Source organism: Klebsiella sp. P1CD1 (genome assembly GCF_003790505.1).
GTDB classification, from domain to species: domain Bacteria; phylum Pseudomonadota; class Gammaproteobacteria; order Enterobacterales; family Enterobacteriaceae; genus Klebsiella; species Klebsiella variicola.
Map to the genome: position 1 here is coordinate 4,977,855 of NZ_CP033631.1, position 26,028 is coordinate 5,003,882.

The 26,028-nt window shown below is 58.0% G+C and carries 26 protein-coding genes and 1 pseudogene; 15 read left to right on the forward strand and 12 right to left on the reverse strand.

Going from position 1 to position 26,028, the window contains the following annotated elements; all coding sequences use genetic code 11:
* Positions 1-82: 82 nt before the first annotated feature.
* Complete coding sequence (locus tag DTA24_RS24610; protein WP_064160788.1) at positions 83-1,765, reverse strand: ShlB/FhaC/HecB family hemolysin secretion/activation protein; 1,683 nt, start codon at positions 1,763-1,765, stop codon at positions 83-85.
* A gap of 540 nt (positions 1,766-2,305) precedes the next feature.
* On the opposite strand from DTA24_RS24610, the gene DTA24_RS24615 reads away from it, so the two are divergent.
* The 5 genes from DTA24_RS24615 (at position 2,306) to DTA24_RS24635 (ending at position 6,997) form a co-directional block, all read left to right on the forward strand.
* On the forward strand, positions 2,306-4,456 hold the full coding sequence (locus DTA24_RS24615) for a carbon starvation CstA family protein (protein WP_008807580.1): 2,151 nt from the start codon (positions 2,306-2,308) through the stop codon (positions 4,454-4,456).
* Positions 4,457-4,566: 110 nt separating this feature from the next.
* Positions 4,567-4,770: a YbdD/YjiX family protein gene (locus DTA24_RS24620; RefSeq protein ID WP_002887451.1), complete on the forward strand. Its 204-nt coding sequence runs from the start codon at positions 4,567-4,569 to the stop codon at positions 4,768-4,770.
* 11 nt (positions 4,771-4,781) lie between these two features.
* On the forward strand, positions 4,782-5,738 hold the full coding sequence (gene yjiA / locus DTA24_RS24625) for a GTPase (RefSeq protein WP_008807581.1): 957 nt from the start codon (positions 4,782-4,784) through the stop codon (positions 5,736-5,738).
* Between the two features lie 393 nt (positions 5,739-6,131).
* Positions 6,132-6,677 carry a YfaZ family outer membrane protein gene (locus tag DTA24_RS24630; RefSeq protein WP_008807582.1) on the forward strand — a complete coding sequence of 182 codons (546 nt, stop codon included), beginning with the start codon at positions 6,132-6,134 and terminating at the stop codon, positions 6,675-6,677.
* Entirely contained in the window at positions 6,677-6,997 is a 321-nt protein-coding gene (locus DTA24_RS24635) for a hypothetical protein (protein ID WP_072125496.1), read from the forward strand. The genes DTA24_RS24630 and DTA24_RS24635 overlap by 1 nt, the downstream gene beginning before the upstream one ends.
* Before the next feature lie 49 nt (positions 6,998-7,046).
* Here DTA24_RS24635 and DTA24_RS24640 read toward each other — a convergent pair whose 3' ends face one another.
* Both DTA24_RS24640 and DTA24_RS24645 read right to left on the reverse strand, forming a co-directional pair.
* On the reverse strand, positions 7,047-8,417 hold the full coding sequence (locus DTA24_RS24640) for an NAD-dependent succinate-semialdehyde dehydrogenase (RefSeq protein ID WP_022065036.1): 1,371 nt from the start codon (positions 8,415-8,417) through the stop codon (positions 7,047-7,049).
* A gap of 158 nt (positions 8,418-8,575) precedes the next feature.
* A complete protein-coding gene (locus tag DTA24_RS24645) occupies positions 8,576-9,514 on the reverse strand; it encodes an Rpn family recombination-promoting nuclease/putative transposase (protein WP_100751434.1) in 939 nt (312 codons plus the stop codon).
* 217 nt (positions 9,515-9,731) lie between these two features.
* Here DTA24_RS24645 and DTA24_RS24650 point away from each other — a divergent pair, with 217 nt between their 5' ends.
* From DTA24_RS24650 to DTA24_RS24685, 8 genes and pseudogenes are all read left to right on the forward strand, one after another.
* The gene (locus DTA24_RS24650; RefSeq protein WP_008807585.1) at positions 9,732-10,547 is read left to right on the forward strand and encodes an AraC family transcriptional regulator; all 816 of its coding nucleotides are present in this window, start codon (positions 9,732-9,734) and stop codon (positions 10,545-10,547) included.
* A gap of 47 nt (positions 10,548-10,594) precedes the next feature.
* Entirely contained in the window at positions 10,595-11,257 is a 663-nt protein-coding gene (locus DTA24_RS24655; RefSeq protein ID WP_008807586.1) for a LysE family translocator, read from the forward strand.
* Positions 11,250-12,542, forward strand: coding sequence for a DUF445 domain-containing protein (locus tag DTA24_RS24660; protein WP_008807587.1), 1,293 nt, complete (start codon positions 11,250-11,252; stop codon positions 12,540-12,542). The genes DTA24_RS24655 and DTA24_RS24660 overlap by 8 nt, the downstream gene beginning before the upstream one ends.
* A gap of 53 nt (positions 12,543-12,595) precedes the next feature.
* A complete protein-coding gene (gene mdtM / locus DTA24_RS24665; RefSeq protein WP_012969015.1) occupies positions 12,596-13,843 on the forward strand; it encodes a multidrug efflux MFS transporter MdtM in 1,248 nt (415 codons plus the stop codon).
* A 25-nt stretch (positions 13,844-13,868) separates the two neighbouring features.
* Positions 13,869-14,108, forward strand: a complete 240-nt coding sequence (locus DTA24_RS24670) for a DUF2164 domain-containing protein (protein WP_008807589.1) — start codon at positions 13,869-13,871, stop codon at positions 14,106-14,108.
* Positions 14,109-14,205: 97 nt separating this feature from the next.
* On the forward strand, positions 14,206-15,357 hold the full coding sequence (locus DTA24_RS24675) for a double-cubane-cluster-containing anaerobic reductase (protein WP_123837095.1): 1,152 nt from the start codon (positions 14,206-14,208) through the stop codon (positions 15,355-15,357).
* 9 nt (positions 15,358-15,366) lie between these two features.
* Complete coding sequence (yjiL, locus tag DTA24_RS24680) at positions 15,367-16,134, forward strand: putative 2-hydroxyacyl-CoA dehydratase activator YjiL (RefSeq protein WP_008807591.1); 768 nt, start codon at positions 15,367-15,369, stop codon at positions 16,132-16,134.
* A pseudogene (locus DTA24_RS24685) lies at positions 16,131-16,382 on the forward strand (DUF3343 domain-containing protein); the annotation flags it as partial. The gene yjiL and the pseudogene DTA24_RS24685, both read left to right, overlap by 4 nt.
* A 134-nt stretch (positions 16,383-16,516) precedes the next feature.
* Here the strand turns inward: DTA24_RS24685 and DTA24_RS24690 are convergent.
* The 3 genes from DTA24_RS24690 to DTA24_RS24700 are packed head-to-tail and all read right to left on the reverse strand — an operon-like array spanning position 16,517 to position 18,784.
* On the reverse strand, positions 16,517-17,620 hold the full coding sequence (locus DTA24_RS24690) for a M20 peptidase aminoacylase family protein (protein WP_023297005.1): 1,104 nt from the start codon (positions 17,618-17,620) through the stop codon (positions 16,517-16,519).
* Between the two features lie 20 nt (positions 17,621-17,640).
* Positions 17,641-18,108: a YjiG family protein gene (locus tag DTA24_RS24695; protein ID WP_038422074.1), complete on the reverse strand. Its 468-nt coding sequence runs from the start codon at positions 18,106-18,108 to the stop codon at positions 17,641-17,643.
* Positions 18,101-18,784, reverse strand: a complete 684-nt coding sequence (locus tag DTA24_RS24700) for a nucleoside recognition domain-containing protein (protein ID WP_008807594.1) — start codon at positions 18,782-18,784, stop codon at positions 18,101-18,103. The genes DTA24_RS24695 and DTA24_RS24700 overlap by 8 nt, the downstream gene beginning before the upstream one ends.
* 363 nt (positions 18,785-19,147) lie before the next feature.
* On the opposite strand from DTA24_RS24700, the gene DTA24_RS24705 reads away from it, so the two are divergent.
* Positions 19,148-20,062: a LysR substrate-binding domain-containing protein gene (locus DTA24_RS24705; RefSeq protein ID WP_123837096.1), complete on the forward strand. Its 915-nt coding sequence runs from the start codon at positions 19,148-19,150 to the stop codon at positions 20,060-20,062.
* A 2-nt stretch (positions 20,063-20,064) separates the two neighbouring features.
* Here the strand turns inward: DTA24_RS24705 and DTA24_RS24710 are convergent, their stop codons facing one another.
* From DTA24_RS24710 to DTA24_RS24725, 4 genes are all read right to left on the reverse strand, one after another.
* Positions 20,065-21,129: a DUF2955 domain-containing protein gene (locus tag DTA24_RS24710; protein WP_008807596.1), complete on the reverse strand. Its 1,065-nt coding sequence runs from the start codon at positions 21,127-21,129 to the stop codon at positions 20,065-20,067.
* Positions 21,119-22,186 carry an HlyD family secretion protein gene (locus DTA24_RS24715; protein WP_008807597.1) on the reverse strand — a complete coding sequence of 356 codons (1,068 nt, stop codon included), beginning with the start codon at positions 22,184-22,186 and terminating at the stop codon, positions 21,119-21,121. Before DTA24_RS24715 ends, DTA24_RS24710 begins: the two co-directional genes overlap by 11 nt.
* A 6-nt stretch (positions 22,187-22,192) precedes the next feature.
* The gene (locus DTA24_RS24720; protein ID WP_008807598.1) at positions 22,193-22,657 is read right to left on the reverse strand and encodes a MarR family winged helix-turn-helix transcriptional regulator; all 465 of its coding nucleotides are present in this window, start codon (positions 22,655-22,657) and stop codon (positions 22,193-22,195) included.
* Between the two features lie 165 nt (positions 22,658-22,822).
* Positions 22,823-22,987: a DUF1127 domain-containing protein gene (locus tag DTA24_RS24725; RefSeq protein WP_008807599.1), complete on the reverse strand. Its 165-nt coding sequence runs from the start codon at positions 22,985-22,987 to the stop codon at positions 22,823-22,825.
* Between the two features lie 177 nt (positions 22,988-23,164).
* Here DTA24_RS24725 and DTA24_RS24730 point away from each other — a divergent pair, with 177 nt between their 5' ends.
* On the forward strand, positions 23,165-24,577 hold the full coding sequence (locus DTA24_RS24730) for a PLP-dependent aminotransferase family protein (RefSeq protein ID WP_012969021.1): 1,413 nt from the start codon (positions 23,165-23,167) through the stop codon (positions 24,575-24,577).
* Between the two features lie 72 nt (positions 24,578-24,649).
* Here the strand turns inward: DTA24_RS24730 and fosA are convergent, their stop codons facing one another.
* Together fosA and DTA24_RS24740 are read right to left on the reverse strand one after the other, a co-directional pair.
* Positions 24,650-25,069 (reverse strand): FosA5 family fosfomycin resistance glutathione transferase, encoded by a 420-nt coding sequence (fosA, locus tag DTA24_RS24735; RefSeq protein WP_023297004.1) that lies wholly within the window; start codon positions 25,067-25,069, stop codon positions 24,650-24,652.
* Positions 25,063-25,971, reverse strand: coding sequence for a LysR family transcriptional regulator (locus DTA24_RS24740; RefSeq protein WP_016160219.1), 909 nt, complete (start codon positions 25,969-25,971; stop codon positions 25,063-25,065). Before DTA24_RS24740 ends, fosA begins: the two co-directional genes overlap by 7 nt.
* Between the last annotated feature and the right edge of the window lie 57 nt (positions 25,972-26,028).

Genomic DNA, 26,028 nt, shown 5'->3' on the forward strand with positions numbered 1-26,028 from the left:
TACTCGTCATCCATTGTCCACCGCGGCGCGGAAAATCATCCCTGTGCGCAGCACGCGCCGCCAAACGGCGCATGAGTGAAAATCAGTAGCTCCAGCTAACGCTGAAACCAAAAGTTGCCGGATCGGTTTTAAAGCCATCGGGTTGGGCTAAAGGGATACCGGCGAACAGGTCGTAGCTGGCGCGGTGGTACTGGCCGCGCAGCCCTGCCACGCCCCCGGCGAGGTGTTTGCCCACCAGCGTTTCACTGCCCGCGCCGCCGACTTCGCCGTAATCCGCCCCCAGATAAAACTCTTGCCCCGGTAACGGGGTCGACCAGGCGATATCGTTACGTATGTACCAGCCGTGACTGGCGGTCAGGGTGCGCTCGCCGTCAAAGCCGCGAACCGTCCAACGGTTGCCGATGGAAAACATATCCGGCGAAGTCAGCGGCGTGCTGCTCATCTGCCGCTGATAGCGACTGGTAAAGCGAAAATTTTGCCCGCCCAGGGCAAAAGGCAAATTGAGCTGAGCATTGAATTGCAGGATTTTGCTGAGGGCGGTTGCTTCCCCCCATTGCTCTTCCGGCGCGGGCTGAGCGCCAAACCAGCGGGTACCGCGCTGATAGCTCACTCCGGCATCGAGAGTGGCGTTGCCCAGGTAATGGCGATGCTGCAGACCAAGCTTCCAGGCCGCCGTCTGCCGCCGCTGAACGGCAATCTCGGTGTCGTTAATGAAGTTGCGCTGCTCGCGGGCTAACACATCGGCGCTAAGAGTGGTCTTCTGACTACCGCTCCGGTGCAGTACGCGGCTCATCTGGAAATCAACGTTCTTGCTTTTACCGCTGTACTGGTAATCGCCGTTGGCCCCCGCCACGGTTTGCATGTAATCATACTGGCTGGCGGTTAATCCGAGCTGCCAGTAACCCAGCGGAATCGAATAGTGGCCGGTCAGGTTCTTTGAGGATTTACCGCCATTGCCATCGAGGTTATGTGAGCCGGAAAGGTAAAAAAGGTCGCTTAAGGCTAACGGGTTATCCAGGGATAGCGTCAGGTTACCCTGATAGCGGCCGGTGGCATTAGAGCCGGAATCATCGAGCGAGGCGTCGACGCGCCAGAAGCGTTCCTGTCGGCGGTTAATAACAATATCGCTTTGCCCAGGCGTTTCGCCCGGAACAATTTCCATGCTGGCCTGTACCGTCGGCAGGCGCTGCAAGTTTTCCAGCCCCTGTTCAATATCGCGCAGGTCCAGTAGTTTCCCGTCAGTCGCCGGAAACGCGCTCGCCAGCCACAGATAATCATCGCTGTCCTCCGTAAGCCTGGCTTCACGGATATAACCCGGCATCACCACCAGGCGCAAAACACCGCTTTTTAAGTCCTGCTGCGGGGCAAGGATCCGGCTGGTGATATAACCGCGATCGATTAATATATTCTGCAACTGGGCCATCAGTAGATTAATGCCCTTCCCTCCCAGACAACGCCCAATTGCTTTATTTGTCTGGCGCTGGAGCGGAAGCCAATGCGGTAAGGCTTCAGCGCCCTGCAAAATAACCTGAGAAATAGCAAAGCAAGGTTGTTCCACGGGAAACAAACCATCATCGGTATTTATTTCTTCCGCTGATAAATGAATATCCGGTGACGGCGGCGCGAGCTGGTTTTCCAGCGCCTGCTGGCGCTGCTGCTGGTTGATGAACTGCTGCTCACGTACGGTATCCACAGGCGCAGCCCATGCCCAGGCAGGCAATATACAGATAATTAAAACTTTATGAACGAAATTCCATTTATTCATTATAGTTAAGTCACAACGTTCCATGTCGAGTAATAAAAAGCGAAGCGTGGCATTTAATACAACCAAACCCATATCAATATCAACACATATTATTCAAGCCACTTCAAAAATTATTGCTTAAAATTATAAACGCGATCATTACTCCATTCTAATGATATGGATGAATCACCGCTAAGTTCTGCCAAAGACAATATGAAATCATCATGAAATAAGAATATGAGATTATGAATTAATATCGATTCACACTGAGAGCATTAGCGCGACCTCTTTTTAGATTCTGCCGCTCCCCCATCGCACTGGGCTGAAATATGCCGTGATCTCAATCACATAATTATCTCTTGTTCACTTGATGGCCAACCGCTTATTTCAGCTAGCGACCGCTTAACCTTCCATACAACCACTCACCGATTTACCCAACTTTACGCGCGCGCTGTTCTGGCAAGATCGGAGGCAGCCTAGCTAATCAATACCTCCATCAACCCTTACTTAAAACCAGACGGCTTCGGCCAATTATTCATCTAATTAACGCCAGGTTTTACTATGGATACCAAAAAACTATTCAAGCACATACCCTGGGTGATTCTCGGAATCATCGGGGCATTTTGCCTCTCAGTCGTCGCGTTGCGCCGCGGTGAGCACGTCAGTGCCCTGTGGATCGTCGTCGCCTCGGTTTCTGTGTACCTCGTCGCCTACCGTTATTACAGCCTGTACATCGCGCAGAAGGTGATGAAGCTTGACCCAACGCGCTCGACGCCGGCGGTCATTAATAACGATGGCCTGAACTATGTGCCAACCAACCGCTACGTGCTGTTTGGCCACCACTTTGCCGCCATTGCCGGCGCCGGCCCGCTGGTTGGCCCGGTACTGGCCGCGCAGATGGGCTATCTGCCGGGCACCCTGTGGCTGCTGGCCGGCGTGGTGCTGGCGGGCGCGGTACAGGACTTCATGGTGCTGTTTATCTCCTCACGGCGTAACGGCGCCTCGCTGGGCGAGATGATCAAGCAGGAAATGGGGCCGGTTCCGGGCTCTATCGCGCTGTTCGGCTGCTTCCTGATTATGATCATCATCCTCGCGGTGCTGGCGCTCATCGTGGTGAAAGCGCTGGCGGAAAGCCCGTGGGGCGTCTTTACCGTCTGCTCGACGGTACCTATTGCCCTGTTTATGGGGATCTACATGCGCTTCCTGCGCCCTGGCCGCGTGGGTGAAGTCTCGGTTATCGGTATCGTGCTGCTGGTGGCGTCCATCTGGTTTGGCGGCATCATTGCCCACGACCCATACTGGGGCCCGGCGCTGACCTTTAAAGACACCACCATCACCTTTACCCTGATTGGCTACGCGTTTATCTCCGCGCTGCTGCCGGTATGGCTGATTCTGGCGCCGCGTGACTATCTGGCCACCTTCCTGAAAATCGGCGTGATCGTCGGCCTGGCGCTGGGGATCGTTATCCTCAACCCGGACCTGAAAATGCCGGCGGTGACCCAGTACATTGATGGTACCGGCCCGCTGTGGAAAGGCGCGCTGTTCCCGTTCCTGTTTATCACCATCGCCTGCGGCGCGGTCTCCGGCTTCCACGCGCTGATCGCCTCCGGCACCACGCCGAAGCTGCTGGCCAACGAAACCGATGCCCGCTTTATCGGCTACGGTGCGATGCTGATGGAGTCGTTCGTCGCCATCATGGCGCTGGTCGCCGCCTCGATTATCGAACCGGGTCTCTACTTCGCGATGAACACCCCGCCAGCGGGCCTTGGCATCGTCATGCCGAACCTGCATGAAATGGGCGGTGAAAACGCGGCGATGATCGCCGCGCAGCTGAAAGAAGTGACCGTCCATGCGGCGGCGACCGTCAGCTCCTGGGGCTTCGTGATCTCCCCTGAGCAGATCCTGCAGACGGCGAAAGATATCGGCGAACCTTCGGTACTGAACCGCGCCGGCGGCGCGCCGACGCTGGCCGTCGGTATCGCCCATGTGTTCCATAAAATCATCCCGATGGCGGATATGGGCTTCTGGTACCACTTTGGTATCCTGTTTGAAGCGCTGTTTATCCTCACCGCGCTGGATGCCGGTACCCGCGCAGGCCGCTTTATGCTGCAGGATCTGTTGGGTAACTTCGTGCCGTTCCTGAAAAAAACCGACTCGCTGGTCGCCGGGATTATCGGTACCGCGGGCTGCGTCGGGCTGTGGGGCTACCTGCTGTATCAGGGCGTGGTCGACCCGCTGGGCGGTGTGAAGAGCCTGTGGCCGCTGTTCGGTATCTCTAACCAGATGCTGGCCGCCGTGGCGCTGGTGCTTGGCACCGTGGTGCTGGTCAAAATGCAGCGCACCAAATATATCTGGGTCACCGTTATCCCGGCAGCGTGGCTGCTGCTGTGCACCACCTGGGCGCTGGGTCTGAAGCTGTTCAGCAGCAATCCGCAGATGGAAGGCTTCTTCTTTATGGCTCAGCAGTATAAAGAGAAGATTGCCGCCGGCGGCGAGCTGACCGCGCAGCAGATTGCCAACATGAATCATATCGTGGTCAACAACTACACCAACGCCGGGCTGAGTATCCTGTTCCTGGTGGTGGTGTACAGCATCATCTTCTACGGCATCAAAACCTGGCTCAACGTGCGCAACAATAAGGTGCGTACCGACAAAGAGACCCCGTACGTGCCGGTACCGGAAGGCGGCGTGAAGACCTCGTCACATCATTAACCCTGATGCCGGATAGTGCTACGCGTATCCGGCCTACAGAAAAGTGCATCAACGTAGGCCGGATAAGGCGCTAGCCGCCATCCGGCTTTATTCGTTATCTGGAACTTACAATGTTTGGTAACTTAGGTCAGGCAAAAAAATATCTCGGTCAGGCGGCAAAAATGCTGATTGGCATTCCGGATTACGACAACTACGTCACGCATATGCAAACCAACCATCCGGATCAGCCCTACATGACTTATGAAGAATTCTTCCGCGAACGCCAGCAGGCCCGCTACGGCGGAGACGGCAAAGGCGGCGTACGCTGCTGTTAATGGAGGCAATAATGGCACCGATTGCAGTCACCCTACTCACCGGTTTTCTCGGCGCAGGAAAAACCACCCTCCTGCGCCATATCCTGAATGAGCAGCACGGTTTCAAAATCGCCGTGATTGAAAATGAATTTGGCGAAGTCTCCGTTGACGATCAGCTGATCGGCGACCGCGCCACGCAGATCAAAACCCTGACCAACGGCTGTATTTGCTGTACGCGCTCCAACGAACTGGAAGACGCCCTGCTCGATCTCCTCGACAGTCGCGATCGCGGCGAAATCGAGTTTGACCGGCTGGTGATTGAGTGCACCGGCATGGCCGACCCGGGGCCGATTATCCAGACCTTTTTCTCCCATGAGGTGCTCTGCGAGCGCTATCTGCTGGACGGCGTGATCGCCCTGGTGGATGCCGTCCATGCCGACCAGCAGATGGATCAGTTCACCATCGCCCAGTCGCAGGTCGGCTATGCGGACCGCATTTTGCTAACCAAAACCGACGTTGCCGGCGACACCGAGAAGCTGCGCGAACGGCTGGCGCGCATCAATGCGCGGGCGCCGGTTTATACCGTCATTCACGGCGATATCGATCTAAGCCAGCTGTTTAACACCAGCGGCTTTATGCTGGAAGAAAAGGTTGTCAGCGCCACACCGCGTTTTCATTTTGTTGCAGAAAAGCAGAACGACGTCTCGTCGATTGTGGTCGAGCTCGACTATCCGGTGGATATCAGTGAAGTTTCACGGGTAATGGAAAACCTGTTGCTCTCCTTCGCCGAGCAACTGATGCGCTATAAAGGCATGCTGTGGATCGACGGCGAGCCAAATCGCCTGCTGTTTCAGGGCGTGCAGCGCCTCTACAGCGCCGACTGGGATCGCCCGTGGGGCGATGAAACGCCGCACAGCACGCTGGTATTTATCGGCATTCAGCTGCCGGAAGAGGAAATTCGCGCCGCATTTGCCGGGTTACGACGCTAACCTGCCCGCCTGCGCCCCAAGGCGCAGGCACCATCCTCTCTCTGACACCTCGCCAAAAACAGGGACCAAACGTCGGCAGCGCGTCGAAAAATGTAAAGCAACGTTTTAATAAGTAACAGCAGAAACACTTTTGGAAATAATAAGAAACTAAATGAATAGGATCCTTAATAATTAATGCCCGCCCTGTTCAGTTTCTGTTTAGCCCACCCATTAAACCGCGGCTAAACAGACCAAATTTGCTGATTGACCTCGCCGTAACCCAACGTCATTACAACATTTTCAAAACACCGCCCTGACAAACCCAGCATAAAAAATTGACTTAAGTCACATTTGCAGAGGTAAACATCGATTGTTAAGGTGCGCTCAGACAAATTTAATGACGAGGAGCAAACCATGAAAAAGCTTAACATCCTGATTGTTGCTGCCCTGACCGCGGTCTCTGGTTCCGCCATGGCGATGGGATTTACCGTTGAACAAGGTAAAAACTTCACCAATCTGAATATGGAAATGGGTAAATCCTCTTCTGGCCTGTACGCCGAAAGCCACTGGCTGAAGAATACCGATGATGGTAGCCAGACCGGCGGCGTTGGCGCGGGTTACAATCTGGAAGTAGGTCCGGTTATGCTCAACGCTGGCGCGAAAGCTATCTACCTCGGGCCGAAAAAAGGCGATAACGGCGTCGCGTTTCCGGTCGGCGGCGGGGTGAACGTGGCCCTGACCGACAGCATCCACGTGTTTGGCGAAGGGTATGTCGCGCCGGACGGCCTGAACAACAGCGTAAAAAACTATGTCGAAGCGAACGGCGGCGTAAGCTGGTCCCCGATTGGTCCAGTGACGTTGAAAGTGGGTTACCGTCACGTGAGCGTTGACGGCAAAGAGGGTCGCCCAAACCACACCCTGATTGATGGCGCCTACGTGGGCGGCGGAGTCACCTTCTGATGAAACCACGTCTCGCCGCGCTCTCTGCGCTGAGCCTGGCGTTGCTGCTGACCGGCTGCACTCAGTATACCTGGGTGAAGCCGGGTTTAAGCGATGCCGAAATGCATAAAAAGCTCACCGAATGTGAAGCGCAGGCCCTGGTCGATCTCCCTCCGGATAACGTGGTGACCAGGTCCAGTTCAGAAAAAACGGACAAAAAACATAAGAAACAGGATGTTGAAACAAGCTATACGGTAGAAGACGCGAATGAATATCAGCGGGAGACCTTAGTCGACAGCTGTATGTTCAAAAGCGGCTGGGATAAAGTCGAAGTGCAATGAATCTATTATAAAAAAACCTGCCGAATGGCAGGTTTTTTTATGGCCGGGCTTAGCGGCGCACCACCACCAGCTTCTGGTTCACAAACTCTTTGATGCCGAGATCGGAGAGCTCCCGTCCGTAACCGGAACGCTTCACGCCGCCAAACGGCAGCTCCGGCGCGGTATCGGTAAGCCAGTTGATATAAACCATCCCGGTTTCAATGGCGGAGGCCATCCGTTTGGCGCGTTCGATATCCTGACTGAAGACCGCGCCGCCCAGACCATAGTGGGAATCATTGGCCAGCTGGATTGCCTCCTCGTCATTTTTCACCACGTAGATCTGCGCCACCGGGCCAAAGAACTCTTCGAAGTACGCCGGGTTGTCACGGGTGATACCGGTCAAAATGGTGGGTTCAAAGAAATTGCCTTCTCGTGCCACCGCTTTGCCGCCCAGATGCAGCGTAGCGCCATTTTTCACCGCCTCGTCCACCTGTTTGCTTAGGGTGTCCAGCGCATCTTTGGAAGAGAGCGGCCCCAGCGTGGTGCTTTCATCCAGCGGATCGCCGATTTTCACCTGGCGAAACGCCTCACTAAATTTCGCCAGAAACGACTCAGCGATATTTTCGTGCAGGATAAAACGCTTGGCAGCGGTACACACCTGGCCGGCGTTATTCAGCCGCGCCTGGACGCCGATTTTCACCGCGCGTTCCAGGTCGGCATCGTCCAGTACCACAAATACATCGTTACCGCCCAGTTCCAGCGTCGATTTCTTAATATGCTTCGCCGCCTGCGCCGCCACCACGCTGCCGGCTTTCTCCGACCCGGTGAGCGCCGCGCCCTGCACGCGATCGTCGGCGATAATCTTCGCCACCTGCTCCTGGGAGATAAACAGGTTGGTCCACGCCCCTTCCGGTGCGCCGGCCTCACGCACCAGATGGGCAAAGGTCTCCGCGCAGTGCGGCACAATGCTGGCGTGTTTGGCGATAACCGGGTTGCCGGCCGCCAGGTTTGGCGCCAGGACGCGCATCAGCTGGTAATAGGGGAAGTTCCACGGCTCCACCGCCATTAAGACGCCGATGGGATGATGCTCAACCCAGGCGTCGCCGAGTTCGGAGGGATATTTCACCGGCGCCAGCAACGATTTGGCGTTATCGGCATAATAGCGGGCGATCTGCGCGCAAAGTTTCACTTCGCCGCGGCTCTGCTTAATGAGTTTCCCCATCTCCTGGCTGGCGATTTTTGCCAGTTCCTCCGCCCGGCTGTCGATCAGATCAGCCAGCTTATGCAGTACCGCCAGCCGCGGTTCAATATCGCCTTTTGCCCAGGCTGAATGGTAGAGCGCATCCGCCTGCTGCAGCGCCGCCTCCACGTCCGCGTCGCTGTGCGCCGGGTACGTTTTAATAAGCTGATTATTCGCAGGATTCACCGTCTGATAGGCCATATCGCATGTCTCCTTGTTATCGCTATTAAGGCAGTCAAAAATGCCGTCAAGGATATTAAGGGTAGTCGAGATGGCTGGCGATGCGGGTAAAGTTAGGTATATCCGGAATATTCCATAAAAAGGCTAACCGGGGCTACCTTCAGGCCGCCCCGGCGTTATCAATGTTCCAGCGCGGCGATCTCGTCGGCGGCCAGGCCAGTGATTTTCACTACCGTCTCGCGGGCAATACCGTCGTCCAGCATCCTCTGTGCAATGCGCAGCGCCTCGGCATGCTGTCCTTCTTGTCTGCCTTGTTGCCATCCTTCTTGCCGGCCTTCCCGTTTGCCTTTTCTGCGGCCCACTTCCTGTAATCTTTCGGCGATGGTCATCAATCTCTCCCTGTGCTGAGGAACCCGTTGCGCCACTTCGTGGATAAACCGGCCAAAGCGGCGCGCGTTGCCAGTCTGCAGCAGATAATTAAACAGCGTTTTTAGCTGTCTGTCATTAGCGTCCCCGCTAAGTAAAATCGTCGTCAGTTGCCCAACGATGTTCATTAAATCGCGCTGGCGAATATGCTTCTGTATCAGCTCAAGTAACGCCACGCGCCGATGGCTAACGATCTCATCGTCGGGGATCACCGTGATATCCACCAGCGGAAAGGGCGAGATATAAAGCTCCCTCGCCAGTTGCGGATCGGTAAAGCAGTCCAGCCAGTTGAGCGACCACGGGTATGGCGTGGTCGCCCCGTGGTAGAACAGCATCGGCACCACCAGCGGCAGTCTGGTATGACCACTATCAAGATGGCGCTGCATCGCGGCGATGGCGTAGCGCATCAGGCGGAAGGCCATCTGCGCATCCGGCGAGCTCTGATGTTCGATAACCACATAAATGTAGCCCTCGCCAGACGCGGTTTTGAGTGACCACAGCACATCGGAGTACCAGGCCCGCAGGCTCTCCTCGATAAAGCTTGCCGATTCCAGCTGTAAGGTATCGAGGTCGCAGCGCTGACGCAGCGCAGGCGGTAAGTGGATCGCCAGGAAATCACGCGCGGTGTCGGCCTGAGTGAGAAACTGTTTAAACACCGCATCATGCGGCGTCGAGGTGGTGCCCTTTGCCATCGGCTCATCCCTGCCTGCTTATCCTGCAGGGACTCTACGCGCTCGGAATGTCTCTGACACCCGGGCAATACAACCTTTACGCACCGCCACGAAAATAGATTTCTCCGGACTGCAAGCGCGACATCCTTTTTCGAGGCGGTACGCAAATCCAGGCGGGCGACAGCCTCCGCGCAGCATGCTATAAACGACCTCTCCCTCCTCAGCAAAGGTCGATGCGGTGAACCATACCCGAGATATCCCCCAAACCTTCTGGCGAGACGATCGTCTACCGTGGCTGGAGCTGCGCAGCACCTGGCGCAGCCGCCAGGCCTACAAACGCCACAGCCACCCGCAGCTCTCGGTGGGGGCGATTATCGAGGGGGAAACGCGCTGCCTGTGCAATGGTGAGGAATATCTCCTGCAGCCCGGGGATCTGATCGTGATCCCCCCGCACGCGCCGCATAGCTGTAATCCGCTGCATGACAGGCCGCGCAGCTATCATATGCTGTACCTGGAGGCGGCATGGTGCCACGCGCAGCGCCCGGATATTCCCCCTGGCGCCAGTATCGCCTCGCCGCAGCCACTGTTGCGCGACAGCCCTCTCTTTGCCTGTTTCCAGCAGGTTGTCGCCCTGATGAGCCGCGGGAGCCTTGAACAACTGCCCGCCCGGCTGGCGCAACTCCTGCACGCGCTGCCGCTGTGCGCCGCCGCGCCGCAGGCACCACATCACGCCAGCGCCCTGCTGTTTCAGCGCCTGGCGACAGAACTGCCAGCGCCGCCGTCGCTGGATAAGCTGGCCCACGACAGCGCGCTTCGTAAAGAGACCGTTATCCGCGCCGTGAAACAGGATACCGGCCTGACACCCGCCAGTTTGATCAACATGGCGCGCATCGAATATGCGAAAACGCGTTTACGCGCCGGGGACCCTATTGCCGATGTCGGCTATCAGGCTGGCTTTGCCGATCAGAGCCATTTCCATAAAACCTTTGTCAGCTATACCGCCGCCACGCCGCGGCAATATGCGCACAGCAGATCAATATCCGACAATAAGTAATACGGCACTTCGCTTAGGGTGGCCTCAGTACCATTATCGAGGCCACTATGCATACCTTATCGACGCTCTTTCCCGCCGCCTTCCCGGCGCTAGCCCTGTCTCACTTTGTCGCTCTGCTCAGCCCGGGCCCTGATTTTTTTCTGCTGGTCGGCTACGCCGTGCGCTACCGGATCCGCGGCAGCATCGGATTGTGTCTCGGCATCGCCGCCGGCAATGCGCTGTATATTGTTCTCGCCATCGTCGGCTGGGGGCTTCTGCGCCAGGCGCCGCTGCTGTTTTTGCTCATTGAGCTGTTGGGGGCGGGCTATTTACTGTGGGTTGGCAGCCTGCTGATACGCAGCCGTCCCGCGACGCTGGCGGTGGAGAGCATTCGCGCATCGCGTCCGGGGTTCGGCAGGCAGCTGCTGCTCGGGCTGGGGTCATCGCTGCTCAACCCCAAAAACGCTCTGTTTTATCTGGCGCTGATGACTTCCCTGCTCGGGCCGGCGGTCACCCTGCTGCAGCAAACGGTGAGCGGGTTGTGGATGGTCAGCGTGGTGTTCTTCTGGGATTTACTGCTGGTGAGTGCGATTGCGCTGCCGCAGGTACAGCGCCGCCTGGGCGCCATCGTCTGGCGAGTCGAGCGGGCGGCAGGGGCGGTCCTGATGATCTTCGGTCTGTGGATTATCTGGCGATTTTTGCACGACCTCGCCGTCAGGTTATATGCTTAAGTTTATGGAAAAACTCGCTGAACTCAAACGCGCCAAACTGCTGGCGCTGTCGCTGCTGCTGATCGCCGCCGCGCTATTTATCACCACCCTGCTGCTGCCGCCGACGCCGTGGGTCAGCGCGCTAAAGGCCATTTCCGAAGCGGCGATGGTCGGGGCGCTGGCCGACTGGTTTGCGGTGGTCGCGTTGTTTCGTCGTATTCCGCTGCCCTTTGTCGCCCGACATACCGCGATTATCCCGCGTAACAAAGACCGCATCGCCGATAATCTTGGCCGCTTTGTCGAGGAGAAGTTCCTCGATACCCCGTCGCTGGTCGCGTTGATCCGCCGCTATGAGCCAGCCCTGATGCTCGGCAACTGGTTCAGCCAGCCGGAGAATGCCCGGCGGGTCGGCCAGCATCTGCTGCAGGTGATGAGCGGTTTTCTTGAACTGACCGACGACGCGCGCATTCAGCGCCTGCTGCGCCGCGCGGTACATAAGGCGATCGATAAAGTCGACCTGACGCAGACCAGCGCCATGATGCTGGAGGGAATGACCCGCGACAATCGCCACCAGAAGCTGCTGGATTCGCTGATAAGCCAGCTTATCGCCCTGCTGCAGCGGGACAACTCCCGCGCCTTTATCGCCCGCGGCATCGTGCGCTGGCTGGAGACCGAGCACCCGCTGAAGGCCAAACTGTTACCCACCGAGTGGCTCGGCGAGCACAGCGCCGAGATGGTCACCGATGCGGTGAATACCCTGCTGGACGAGGTGAGCCATGACCGTACCCACCAGATCCGCCAGGCCTTCGACCACGCGGTGCAGAAGCTTATCGACAACCTGAAATCCGACCCGCTCATGGCGCAGAAGGCCGAGAACATCAAAGCATATCTGAAAAATGATGAGACCTTTAACCGCTATCTCGGTGAAGTGTGGGGCGACCTGCGCAGCTGGGTAAAAAACGATATCAGCAGCGATGACTCACGTATTAAGCAGCGCATCGCCGAGGCTGGCCAGTGGTTCGGTGAAACCTTACTCCGCGACGACGCCCTGCGCGAATCGCTTAACGAACACCTGGAACAGGCGGCGCACCGGGTGGCGCCGGAGTTCGCCGCCTTCCTCACCCGCCATATCAGCGACACGGTGAAGAGCTGGGACGCCCGCGATATGTCGCGGCAGATCGAGCTCAATATCGGTAAAGATCTGCAGTTTATCCGCATCAACGGCACCCTGGTGGGGGGGACCATCGGCCTGATGTTGTGGCTGTTCTCGCAGATCCCCTCGCTGCTGCATCTGCATATTGGTTAGCAATGATACTATCCGAACAATAGCGCTGATAAATATTCCACAGGGAGGGAGAAATGATGCACCGGATTTCCCACTGGCTGACCCGCCACGCCGCCGCGCTGTTCTTCCCGGCGGCGCTCATTCTGTATGATTTTTCAGCCTATCTCACTACCGACCTGATCCAGCCGGGGATCCTCCACGTGGTGCGGGATTTCAATGCCGATGTGGCGCTGGCTCCTGCCTCGGTGAGCCTGTATATGGCCGGCGGCATGGCGCTGCAATGGCTGTTGGGGCCGCTCTCTGACCGGATCGGACGGCGTCCGGTACTGCTCACCGGCGCGCTGATTTTCACCCTCGCGTGCCTGGCGACGTTGTTCACCACCTCCATGACCCAGTTCCTGATTGCCCGCTTCGTGCAGGGCACCAGCATCTGCTTTATCGCCACCGTCGGCTACGTCACCGTGCAGGAGGCCTTTGAGGAAAAAAGATCGATCAGGCTGATGGCGGTGATCACCTCCGTCGTGCTGGTGGCGCCGATCGTCGGCCCGCTCTCCGGCGCGGCGCTGATGCATTTCATCCACTGGAAAGCGCTGTTCGGCATCATCGCCGCCATGGGGCTGGTGGCCTGGCTCGGCCTGCTGTTGACCATGCCGGAGACGGTGCGCCGCGGCGATGTGCCATTCAGCCTGCCCGGCGTGCTGCGGGATTTCCGCGCCGTCTTTCGTAACCGCATCTTTTTACTCGGCGCCGCCACGCTGTCGCTGAGCTATATTCCGCTGATGAGCTGGGTGGCGGTATCGCCAGTGATTTTAATGGACGCCGGCGGACTGACCACCAGCGAGTTCGCCTGGAGCCAGGTACCAGTCTTCAGCGCCGTCATCATCGCTAACCTGTCGGTGGCGCGCTGGGTAAAAGATCCCACCCGCCCGCGCTTTGTGCTCAGCGCGGTCCCGATACAAATGCTCGGCCTGGCCATCCTGATCGTTGGGAATCTGATATGGCCGCACGTCTGGCTGTGGTCAGTGCTCGGCACCTGCTTCTACGCCTTCGGCATCGGGCTGATTTTCCCGACGCTGTTTCGCTTTACCCTCTTTTCCAACGACCTGCCGAAAGGCACGGTCTCCGCCTCGCTGAATATCGTGATCCTCAGCGTCAGCGCGTTATCGATTGAAGGCGCGCGCTGGCTGTGGTTCCATGGCGGCAGACTCCCCTTCCACCTGTTGGCGGTGGCCGCCGGGATCGTCGCCGCCTGCTGCCTGGCCGGACTGTTACGCCATCAGCGCCAGTGTGGGCAAGCGGTGATCGAAGCCCGGCAGTCGTGAGCCCTTTTACGGAGAAAGCTCCATCATGAACGACATTGAACTCAGCCCGGCACAGCGCGACCTGCTGCGCGATAAGCTCAGCAAGTACTGCGAAGAGACCTTCAACCTCGAGCTGGAGCAGTTTGATGCCGAGTTTTTTGTCGACTTTATCGCCAAAGAGCTGGGGCCGCTGTTTTACAACGCCGGTATCGAAGAGGCCATCCGCACCCATCTGGCGTGGAGCGAGCGGATCCAGGAAGAGATGGATTTGAAGAAGGTCTATTAACGCCGCGCGCAGACGCAGGAGATCAATAAAAGCTCACAAACAACAGGGCTATAATGGCGACTCTTTCAGCATCTCCCGTGTACGGGGAAGGAAAATCATGTCGCTTATCACCGATCTACCCGCCATTTTTGACCAGTTCTCAGAAGCTCGCCAGAAGGGCTTTCTCACCGTCATGGATCTTAAAGAGCAGAACGTGCCGCTGGTGGGCACCTACTGCACCTTTATACCTCAGGAGATCGCCATGGCGGCGGGCGCCATTGTCGTTTCACTGTGCTCCACCTCCGATGAAACCATCGAGGAAGCGGAAAAAGATCTGCCGCGCAACCTCTGCCCGCTTATCAAAAGCAGCTATGGCTTCGGCAAAACCGATAAATGCCCGTACTTCTATTTCTCTGACCTGGTGGTTGGGGAAACCACCTGCGACGGTAAAAAGAAGATGTACGAGTACATGGCCGAGTTCAAGGCGGTCCACGTCATGCAGTTGCCGAACAGCGCCAGCGACGCCGCTTCCCGCACGCTGTGGAAAACGGAGATCCTGCGCCTGCAGCAGGTGATTGAGACCCGGTTTGGCACGCCGATTAGCGAGGCGGCGCTACGCGAAGCCATCGTGTTGAAAAATCGCGAGCGCCGGGCGCTGGCCCACTTTTATCGTCTCGGGCAACTCAATCCGCCGGCGCTCAGCGGCGGCGACATCCTGAAAGTGGTGTATGGCGCCACCTTCCGTTTCGACAAAACCGCCCTGATTGATGAACTACATGCCATGGCGGACCGCATCCATCAGGAGTGGCGGCAGGGTAAACGGCTGGAACCTCGTCCGCGGATCCTGATCACCGGCTGCCCGATCGGCGGCGCGGCGGAAAAAGTGGTCCGCGCCATCGAGGAAAACGGCGGCTGGGTGGTCGGCTATGAAAACTGCACCGGCGCGAAAGCCACCGAGCGCTGCGTGGCGGAAGAGGGCGACGTCTACGACGCCTTAACCGATAAATATCTCGCCATCGGCTGCTCCTGTATCTCCCCCAACGACCAGCGTCTGCAGCTGCTGAGCCAGATGGTGGAGGAGTATCAGGCCGACGGGGTGATCGACGTCATTCTGCAGGCCTGCCATACCTATGCCGTGGAATCGCTGGCGATTAAACGCCATCTGCGCCAGCAGCACGACCTTCCTTATATGGCGATAGAAACCGACTATTCGACGGCGGACCTCGGCCAGCTCAGCACCCGCGTCACCGCCTTTATCGAAATGCTGTAAGGAGCTGGCGTGAACTATACGGTTGGCATTGATTCCGGCTCCACCGCCACAAAAGGCATCCTGCTGGCGGACGGCGTCATTGTACGCCGCTTCCTCTGCCCCACTCCCTTTCGCCCCGCCGACGCCATCCATAAGGCCTGGGAAACGCTACGCGCTGGCCTCACGGAGACGCCTTTTTTAACCCTCACCGGCTATGGTCGCCAGCTGGTGGATTTTGCCGATAAGCAGGTGACGGAGATCTCTTGTCACGGCCTCGGCGCTCGCCTGCTGGCGCCGGACACCCGCACGGTGATTGACATCGGCGGCCAGGACAGCAAAGTTATCCAGCTGGACACTGAGGGCAATCTCAGCGACTTCCTGATGAATGATAAATGCGCCGCCGGTACCGGACGTTTCCTGGAGGTCATTTCACGGACGCTTGGCGCCAGCGTCGAACAACTCGACAGCATCACCGCAGGCGTCGAGCCGCATGCGATTACCAGCATGTGCACGGTGTTTGCCGAATCGGAGGTCATTAGCCTGCGGTCGGCCGGCGTCGCGCCAGAGGCGATTCTGGCCGGGGTGATTAATGCCATGGCCCGGCGCAGCGCGAACTTTATTGGCCGCTTATCGGCGCAGGGGCCACTGCTGTTTACCGGCGGCGTCAGCCACTGCGCCACCTTTGCCCGGATGCTGGAAAGCCATGTCGGCATGGCGGTGACAACCCATCCCGACGCCCAGTTTGCCGGGGCGATCGGCGCAGCGCTGATCGGCCAGCGCCAGCGGAGGCGCGGATGACAACCTTCCTGTTTTTATTTCATTCCACGGTGGGGGTGGTGCGGATGCGCAAAGCCCTGCAGGCGGCGGGAATGACCTTCGAGGTGAAGGATATTCCGCGCCAGCTGCGCAGCGGCTGCGGGCTGTGCATTTACCTGAGCTGCATGCCAGGCGATGAGCAACGATGGGTTATACCCGGCGAAACGGCAGCCCTGTTTCGCGTCGCCGGAAATGACTATCACCTGTTGGCGACCTATGCGCACCGCGGTAGCCCGGATGAGGCGTTAGCCGACATCCGGGACGCTTCCCCGGTAGCGCTTACGCTTACCGGGGCTACCGACAAAATGCCCAACCGTAGCCCGGGTAAGGCGTAAGCCGCTACCCGGGGGCTGGCAGCTTAGCTTCAGCCCAACAGCTGGCGAACGCAGGATTTGAATACCCGCACGCCATCCGCCAGCGCGGTGCGATCGAAATGCATTTCCGGATGATGCAGGCCCGGCAGCAGGTTGCAGCCCAGTCCCCAGAAGCCACCTTTCACCGCCGGGCGCAGACGCAAATAGTGGAAAAAATCTTCGCTGCCCGGCGTACTCTTCGCGGTCGTTAAGCCTGCCTCGCCAAAGGTTTCGCATATTGCCTGGCTTATGATAGCCGTGGCTTCTGCGTCGATAATCGCCGCCGGCATCTCTTTGACTACCCGGATGTCGACGCTGGCGCCATATGCTGCTGCGCTACTCTCGATAGCCCTGACCACGCGTTCTTTGAGTGTCGCCATGCCGTCATTTTCCTCGCAGCGCAGATCCCAACAAACGTGCGCTTTCGCCGGCACCGAATTGGTGACGCCCGCATCGCAAAGAAAGCGCGTCGCTTTCGCGCTCCAGGTAAGCGACGGCGCCAGATGGATACCGTTCACCGCCTGTACTGCATGCGAGGCGGCATCCAGCGCGTTAATGCCCAGATGCGGACGAGCGGCGTGAGCGGCTTTGCCGTGAAAATCCACCATCACCGTCGCCGAAGCGGAATAGTACATTGCCGGTACCGCCTGGCCCATCGGACACTCTTCCAGCGGCCGGAGATGGAAGCCGAACAGCATCTCTACGTCATCCAGTACCCCGGCCTCCGTTAAAGCGATCGCGCCCGTCCCCAGCTCTTCAGCAGGCTGAAAAAGCACTTTTAACTTCCCACGCTTTACCAGCCCCTCGGCGAGGATCTCTTCGGCGGCGGTTAATACCACCGACGAGTGGCCATCATGACCGCAGGTATGACGGGCCTCTAAGCGGCCATCGATAATATGGCCCAGCGCATCCATATCTGCCCGTAGCGCCACCACTGGCCCCGGTTCCCCGCTATCGATTTCGGCGACAATCCCGGTAGTCCCGCCAACGTTGCGGTGAACCCGGAACCCTGCCGCCGCCAGGGCGTCGCCGATGTAAGCCGAGGTTTTGTACTCCTCAAAGCCCAGCTCAGGTATTTGGTGCAGATAATTGAAATGCTCTAACGTTCGCGACACGACTGACTCCTTGCCTTTCATTATGCCATCACGCGCATGACCAGCATGGCGATGACGGCGTTGATAATGCTCACCGCCATCAGCAGCGGCCAGTATTTTTTCGGTACATCCGCCACCCCAAGCAGCCGCCCCATATACTGTAGTTGCGAACCCATCAGGAAGATGGCCGGGATCAGGATGGTGACGTCCGCCACGTTGAGGGTGCCTTTACTCAACAGGCTCACCGCCACTCCCGTCCCCGCCGAGGCGGAAAGCCAGGAGGTGAGCAGCACGGTAATCGCTTCGCCCGGTAAGCCAAACAGGCCCATCAGCGGCGCGCAGACCTGGCCTATCAACTGCATCACCCCGAGCAAATTAAGCATTTCGGCGATCACATATGCCATTAATACATTCGGCATCAGGTTGTTTATGGCAATATTAAATCCTTTACGTGCACCGATAACAAAAATATCAAACGGATTACTGGCCACTTTTTCCGAATTACTCATTATCAAAATCCCCTTTATAGGCCGTATTCAAAACCAGACGGGTGATTGCCGCGCCAACGAATTTCAGCACAAACATTAACAGCAGCGGAATAATAATAGGGATGGTTAACGACGCGAAAAGCGCTGAGCCAATGGAGAAATAGTTATTGATCAGACCGGCGCCGGAATATTGCCATGCCCCCATAATCACCACATCTTTCCGACTAATTTTTTTGCTGTCATACAGCTCTTTGGTCAACGCGGCCCCGGCATCGGTGCTTTGGAGGTCGGTAATTAACGCCAGACCGGTATAACCCGGGATCCCCAGTAACGGGCGTAACAACGGCGTCAGCAGCTTATGCGCTGCACGTATCGCGCCATAATGGGTAAAGATTTCCAGCAACCCCAGCGCCAGCATCACCGTAGGGACCAGCGACAGCGCAAACAAGAAACCGGCCTTGGCGCTGATGCCGCCGCTGCCGATAAAAGTGTTAGTTTCCGGGGTCTTCATCGTACCAAATGCGCCGCCGAGGGTGGTAAAGTCGAAAGCCCCCAGCCAGGCCATCCCTTCCACTTTAAACAGCAGCCCGGAGAAGACTAATAACACCACCACCAGCGAGATCCATGCCCCAGGTCCTACCCGCCACTCATTTGTCGCGTCGTCGGAGGAACGTTCCAACGTTTTATTTTCACTCATACCCTGTCCTCACATTATGAAATATCTTATTGGTCTTTTGCCATTTGGACGCTTTTCAATGTATTGGTTTTGGCATTGATTATTTTGACGTAAAACACCCATCAATAAATAAGGTGCCTCTCTTTTCCCGAAAAGCCGGCAACTGGCATATACCTCACTTATTTATCTTTTTACTGGCATATCGATATCTTATTATTGGCAACCACCGGTGGTACTGGTTTATTGCCATGGCAGTTAATCCGTTCCGTGACTCCCCTTGTCTGTTATGTACCTGAATCACGATTATCTATAACTAGCCGGGATGATAAATGTCTGGTAAAGGATGTTATTGTTGACCTGAAGTCAACAAAGGAGGGAGACAGGATGTTGCACGAACATCCCATGAGCTATCTGTACGAAGTGGGGATCCAGGGGGGCATTCGGCGGGCCGCTGATATTCTGGGGATTAATCCGTCGGTTATCAGCCGCCAGATAGCGCAGCTGGAGCGAACGCTGGAACTCCCTCTGCTGGAGCGACAGGGGCGCAATGTGGCGCTCACTGAAGCCGGACGTTTGCTGGCCGAGGATTACCACGAAAGCCGCCAGCGGCGGGAAAAGCTGGAGAGTCATCTAAAGGATTTACGCCATATGCGTGGCGGCACCATCTCTGTGAGAATTGGCGGGGGGTTGGTGACGACCTTTATCGAGTCGGTGATGAGCACGTTTTCGCAGTCGTGGCCGAACGTATTCGTTGATATTAGCGTCGGCAATATGCAGGAGATGCTCAACGATATCGCCAGCGGTGAAGCGGATATGGCGGTCGCCTTCGGCCCCATCGGCAATCCGGAGCTTAAACGCCACAGCTTCCAGTGGGGGCCCATCTGCGCGGTGGTCTCTCCGCAGCATCCCATCGCGCGACAGTCAATGGTGACCATCGATGAGCTGACGCAATATCGCCTGATCGCCCTGACAGAAAGCTTTGGCCTACAGCGCCATATGAACGCCATGTTTAAAACCGCCGGGCGGCAGTTTCATCCGGCCTATCGCTGCAACCTCTTTTCCACCGCCATGAGCCTGAGCCAGGCCGGTCTGGGGATCTCTTTCATGACCGAATTCGCCGCCCGGGAAGCAATCGCTCACGGCATACTAAAGGCGGTCCCCATCGATCATCCGATCGCCAGCAGCGCCCAATGCCACTTATTACGCAACTCGAACCGCCGCTTTCCCCCCGCCGCGCACCATATGTGGCGCTTACTCCATAACGCCTTTCGCGATGCGCAGCGGGCGATGACGGTGTGACCCTATTCGCTCACCACAAAGCGCGTCGCCGCAAAGCAGTTCAGCAGACGGTGCATGAGAAAGACCAGAGTCAGCGTCACCACCAGCGAGACCGTCACCGAGGTGATGCGGTACAGGTCGCTGAATACCAGATCCTGATAGGGATGCAGATTCTGGCCGAACATAATGCCGATGGTGGTGATGCTGGCGAAGCCCACCCCGGCGCCCACTTTCTCCATCACGTGCAGGCGGGCGCTGAAGGCCAGCCCGAGACCAATCAGCGGCATCATCAGGATCATGTGGTTGCTGAAATCATAGATGATCAGTTGCACCACCAGAATATAGAGACAGGCCAGCACCACCCCGACGACGCGCCAGATCGAGCTGATCACCGCCCCGCGATAGTGCATCGGAAACAGGATCAGGATCCCGGCCATCAGCGCCGACAGCGAGTCACTGAGATCGCAGATCTGGAACACCACAAAGATGATCGTCGCGACCGTACCGGAGAGCAGCGACTCGTGGCGAATGCGGGCGGCGTCTTTTTCAATGCGCGGCGGCGGCTTGCGCGGTTCGACGTCCGGGATCAGGTAATGCAGCAGCGCGCTCAGCGCCACCGCCAGCACGCAGGCTTCCATATTGGAGAACATCAGGGTGTGCCAGTTGCTGGTGGGATAGCTCATAAAGTTGAGCATCGTGCTCTGGCACACCACGCCCATCGACCCCAGCAGAAACAGCGGCCCCTGGCTCATAAAGCGAAAACGCATCACGTACAGGGCGAACACCACCAGGGTCATGATCACCGGCCACTGTGACAAATAGCCGACAATCAATACCATTTCGACGCAGTTCACCGCCGCGCTGAACACAAACTGGCGGGCGACATGGCGGTTGAACACCGGCACCAGCGACATCAGCATCAGCGGATACACCACAAAAAATACGCCGTACTGCACGTCGTAGAAGGTGGAGATACTGAGCGCAATCGTCCCGGCCACGGCGATACGCACCGTCTGGCGAAAATCATTCGCCGTGTAGACGATATTGCCGTGCGGCGTAAAGACGTGCGCCAGGGTATTAATAGACATAGTGCAACCAGCTCACCAGGTGGATCTGCAGGCCGGCGAAGGTGCGGGCGAAAGGTCCCTCGCTATTGTACAGCTGCACCGTGGCGCGGGCGCCGGTCGGCAGCGGTTTCGCCAGCGGCTGATCCAGCGCGACGTGAATGCGCATGCGCTGTGCGTCGCGCACCCAGCGGGTGGACTGCTCCGGCTGCGACAGCTGGCCGTTCACCGCCTCCTGCCCCGCCAGAATCCCGGCATCGCTGCTGGTGACGTGCGCCGGGAAGACTTGCCCCGGCAGGGCATCAAAGACCACCGCTGCATCGGTATTCACCGCCGTGTGGCGCAGGCTCTTTTCACGGAAGTCGGCGACGATGTCAGTGTTGTTGTTGACCAGCGCCAGCACAGCCGTCGCCGCGGTGGCGTAGATCCCCGGGTTAAGCTGCAGGTTGCTGACCATACCATCAGTTTCGGCACGCACCTGGGTCCAGGCCAGGTTCAGCTGCGCCTCCTCCAGCGCATTACGGTATTTCTGCAGAGTGACGTTGCGCTTATCGTCGCGCTCGCCGCGCTGGATCAGCAGGTTCTGGATCTGCGCGTTCAGCGCCGAGACCGACTGCTCGCTGGTCTGCCAGGTGGTCCGCACCTTATCGAGGTCGGACTGCGAGACGTTCTGCATCGTACTCAGGCGCTGGTAGCGATCGAGCGTGACCTTATCGTTACGGGCGGTGTACTGTGCGGTGCGCAGGTTGGCGCGGGCGGCGGCGATTTGTGCATCCAGTTGCTGGTTGCTCAGTTTCGCCTGCTCGAGGGCGATCTGCGCCGCTTCAACTTTATTAATGAATGGCGTTGGGTCGAGCTCATACAGCAGGTCGCCCTTTTTCACCTGGCTGTTGTTGTGCACGTAAACGTGCGAGACATAGCCGGAGACCCGCGACGAAACCGGGGTCACCACGCGCATGACGGTGGAGTCCGGCGTCAGCGGGATCCAGATATCGGCAACGATAAACCAGGCGAATATTCCCAGAAAAGCGGCAATACTCACCCGTACCCAGCGGGCAAATTTTTGTTCAGGCGTCATCATAGTGTGTTAGATCTTGTTATCTTCTTCGCGGATATTCCGCAAACGGCAGGCGATTTGATTTAATGTGGCGCTGAAGGTGGCGAGGTCGGCCTCCGGGATGGTCTGAGTCACGCGTTCCTGATAGGTCTCGATCACGCAGCTCAGTTTTTCCAGAATCGCCCGCCCCTCGGCGGTCAGCGTCAGCAGGCGAATGCGTTTGTCATATGGCGATGTAGAACGCACCAGATAGCCCTGCTTTTCCAGTAACGAGAGGGTGCGCATCAGCGGCGGCAGTTCAATCCCCTGCACCTCCGCCAGTTCGCTGACCGAGACGTTGTCTCCCAGCTGATGCAGTTGCATCAACACCGTCCAGCTAGACTGGGTGAGTCCGGTATCGGTGATAGCGGAGTCAATAATAGCGCGCCACTGGCGCACCACCATGGCCATTCTCATCCCCAACGGGCGGCGGGCAAACAGGTCGTCTTCGGTCACAGGTTTTCCTCTCATTGTTGAGAAGAAAATAATACTTATCAGGGTAAGTATCAAGAAACGGACGATCGCGCCGCATCAATTGATAAATTTCGTGAATGTATTCCCCGGCGTCGCCAGCGCTTACCGGGGCAAAGAAGGAATGATGCCTGAAAAAAACCGCACTTTTTAATTGATCTGATCCCGACGCAGGCCGATGTCTTTCAGCTGTTCGTCGCTCATTCGCTGCAAAGCTCTGCGCGTTTGCTCCTGAAGCCACCATTTTTTGATAAACCGCACCAGCAGTACGAAACCAATAAATGGCTGTCTTGCCCTGTTCTCGTGAAATTCCATCCTCTACCTCCTCACCTTGCCAGAGGCTTTATCTTCACGGATTTGGGGCCAAGGAATACAGATTCACAAAACGCTTTTCTTTAACATACAGATTAGCTAAAACGTACACCAGAGCCCAATTTTTACGCCAATCTGTACTGGTTATTCCATCTGTATGGCGGAAATTAAGGATACAGCATGACCCGCTACCAACATCTCGCTACGCTGCTGGCCGAACGCATCGAACAGGGCCTGTATCGCCACGGCGAAAAACTGCCGTCGGTGCGCAGCCTGAGCCAGGAACATGGCGTCAGCATCAGCACCGTCCAGCAGGCCTATCAGTTGCTTGAGCAGCAGCAGATGATCGTGCCGCAGCCGCGATCGGGCTACTTCGTTGCCCCCCGCAAGGCCCAGCCGCCGGTGCCGCCGATGTCGCGTCCGGTACAGCGCCCGGTGGAGATCACCCAGTGGGATCAGGTGCTGACCATGCTCGACGCCCGCTACGATAAATCGATTATCCCCTTCGGCGGCGGCTCGCCGGATGTCACACAGCCAAGCCTGAAGCCTATCTGGCGCGAACTGAGCCGGGCGATCCAGCATAACCTCAGCGAAGTGCTGAACTATGACGAGCTGGCCGGGCGCCGCGAGCTGAGGGAGCAGATCGCCCGTCTGATGCTTGACGGCGGCTCGATAGTGACGGCTGACGATCTGGTGCTCACCAGCGGCTGCCATAGCGCGCTGTCTCTGGCCTTGCTGTCGGTATGCCAGCCTGGCGATATCGTGGCGGTGGAATCTCCCTGCTACTACGGCACGATGCAGATGCTGCGCGGACTGGGATTAAAGACCATTGAGATCCCTACCGATCCGGAAACCGGGATCAGCATTGAGGCCCTGGAGCTGGCGCTGGATCAGTGGCCGATCAAAGGGGTGATCCTCGTGCCAAACTGCAATAACCCGCTGGGCTTTATCATGCCGGACGCTCGCAAGCGCGCGGTGCTGAACCTGGCCCAGCGCCACGATATCGTGATTTTCGAGGATGATATTTACGGCGAGCTGGCCACCGAGTACCCGCGCCCGCGCACCATTCACTCCTGGGATATCGACGGCCGGGTGATGCTCTGCAGCTCTTTTACCAAAACCATCGCCCCCGGCCTGCGCATCGGTTGGATAGCGCCCGGGCGCTACTACGACAAGCTGCTACAGATGAAGTATGCCGCCAGCGGCACTAACGTCCCTTCAACCCAACTGGCGGCCTGCAATTTTATTCGCGAAGGCCACTACCACCGTCACGTGCGGCGGATGCGGCAGATCTATCAGCGTAATATGGAGATCTACACCTGCTGGCTGCGGGAGTTTTTCCCGTGCGGGATCTGCGTCACCCGGCCGAAAGGCGGTTTTATGCTGTGGGTGGAGCTCCCGGAGCAGGTGGATATGGTCTGCGTCGCCAAACAGCTGTGCCGGCTGAAGATCCAGGTCGCGCCGGGCTCGCTGTTTTCGGCAGCGGGCAAGTATCGCAACTGCGTCAGGATCAACTGCGCCCTGCCGCCGACCGAGAAACATAAAGCGGTGATGGTGAAGCTGGGAGAAGCGGTGAAGGTGGCGATGGAGTGAAGTTTAACCTGTTCTCCCCGGTGGCGCTGCGCTTACCGGGGCTACGGGTTACCCCGCGTCCGCAAATCAGCTTCACTCATCAAAAAACACCATTCCCTTATACGGCTGCTCACGGCAGGCGGCCAGCCGCTGGGCGAGACTGCCGACGTGCAGCTCCAGCTTGTGGCCATCGGGATCGAGGAAATAGTGCGAGGCGCCTTCGCTGCGGTTTAGCTTCCAGACCGCCACGCCGGCAACCTCCAGGCGGGCGGCGAAGCTGGCGAAATCCGCCTCGCTAATGCTAAACGCATAATGGGTGTAGTCGCTCTCTTCCGACGGGGTGATGCGCCGCTGCGGATCCAGCGACAGGCACAGCCACAGATCGCCGCAGGAGAGATAGGCGCCACTGTCCCAGCGGGCGTGCAGCGTCATGCCCAGCAGTTGCTGATAAAACGCCACGCTCGGCGCCAACTGGCTGACTGCCAGGGTCAGGTGATTCAGTCCACTCAGCATGTCTGTTCCTCCAGTGAATTCACAATGAACTGACGCAGCCATTGATGCGCCGGGTCGCGGTGCCAGCGCTCGTGCCACAGCATCAGCATCTCAAAGCCGGCGACCGCCAGTGGCGGCTCGACGACTTCCAGCCCGCTCTGCCCGCGCACCAGCCGCTCCGGCAGCACCGCCACCAGATCGCTATTGCGCAGGGTCTCCAGCATAAACAGGAAATGTGGCACGGAAAGGACAACCCGCCGCGCCAGGCCAAGATTCGCCAGCGCGGTATCGGTCGCCGCGCTGAAGCCGCCCCCGTCCGGGGAGACGATCACGTGCTCCAGCTGACAGAACGTTTCCAGGCTAAGCCCAGGCCGCAGCGCCGGATGCTCCGCCCGGCCTGCCAGCACATAGCGTTCGCGAAACAGCAGGCGCTGATGTAGCCCCGGCGGCGCGCCCTCGCGGGTATGAAAGAAGAGATCTACTGTATCGCTGGCCGCCTGCTGCTCCAGCCGCGCCGGCTGTAGCTCGAACACCGCCAGCCGACTGCCGGGAGAGGCCAGCCGTAGCCTGCCCAGCATCGGCAGGAGGATCGCCGAGGCCATATAGTCCGTCGCTGCCACCCGCCAGGTCTCCGCCGCCGTCGCCGGATCAAAAGGGCTGACCGGCGCCACCGCCTGCTCCAGTGCGGCTAGCGCTGCGCGCAGCGGCTGGCGAAGCTCATCGGCGCGGGCGGTGGGCTGCATGCCGCGCGGGCCCGGCATCAGCAGCGGGTCGGCGAAAATCTCCCGCAGCCTGGCGAGCTGAATGCTCACCGAGGGCTGCGACAGATTCAGCCGCTGCGCCGCCCGGGTGACATTATTTTCACTGAGCAGCACATCAAGCGTGCGCAGCAGATTAAGATCCAGACGATGTAAATTAATCACGGCTATACCTGGAATTTAAGTAATTAATTTCTACTATAGCGTCAGCTTTCCTACTCT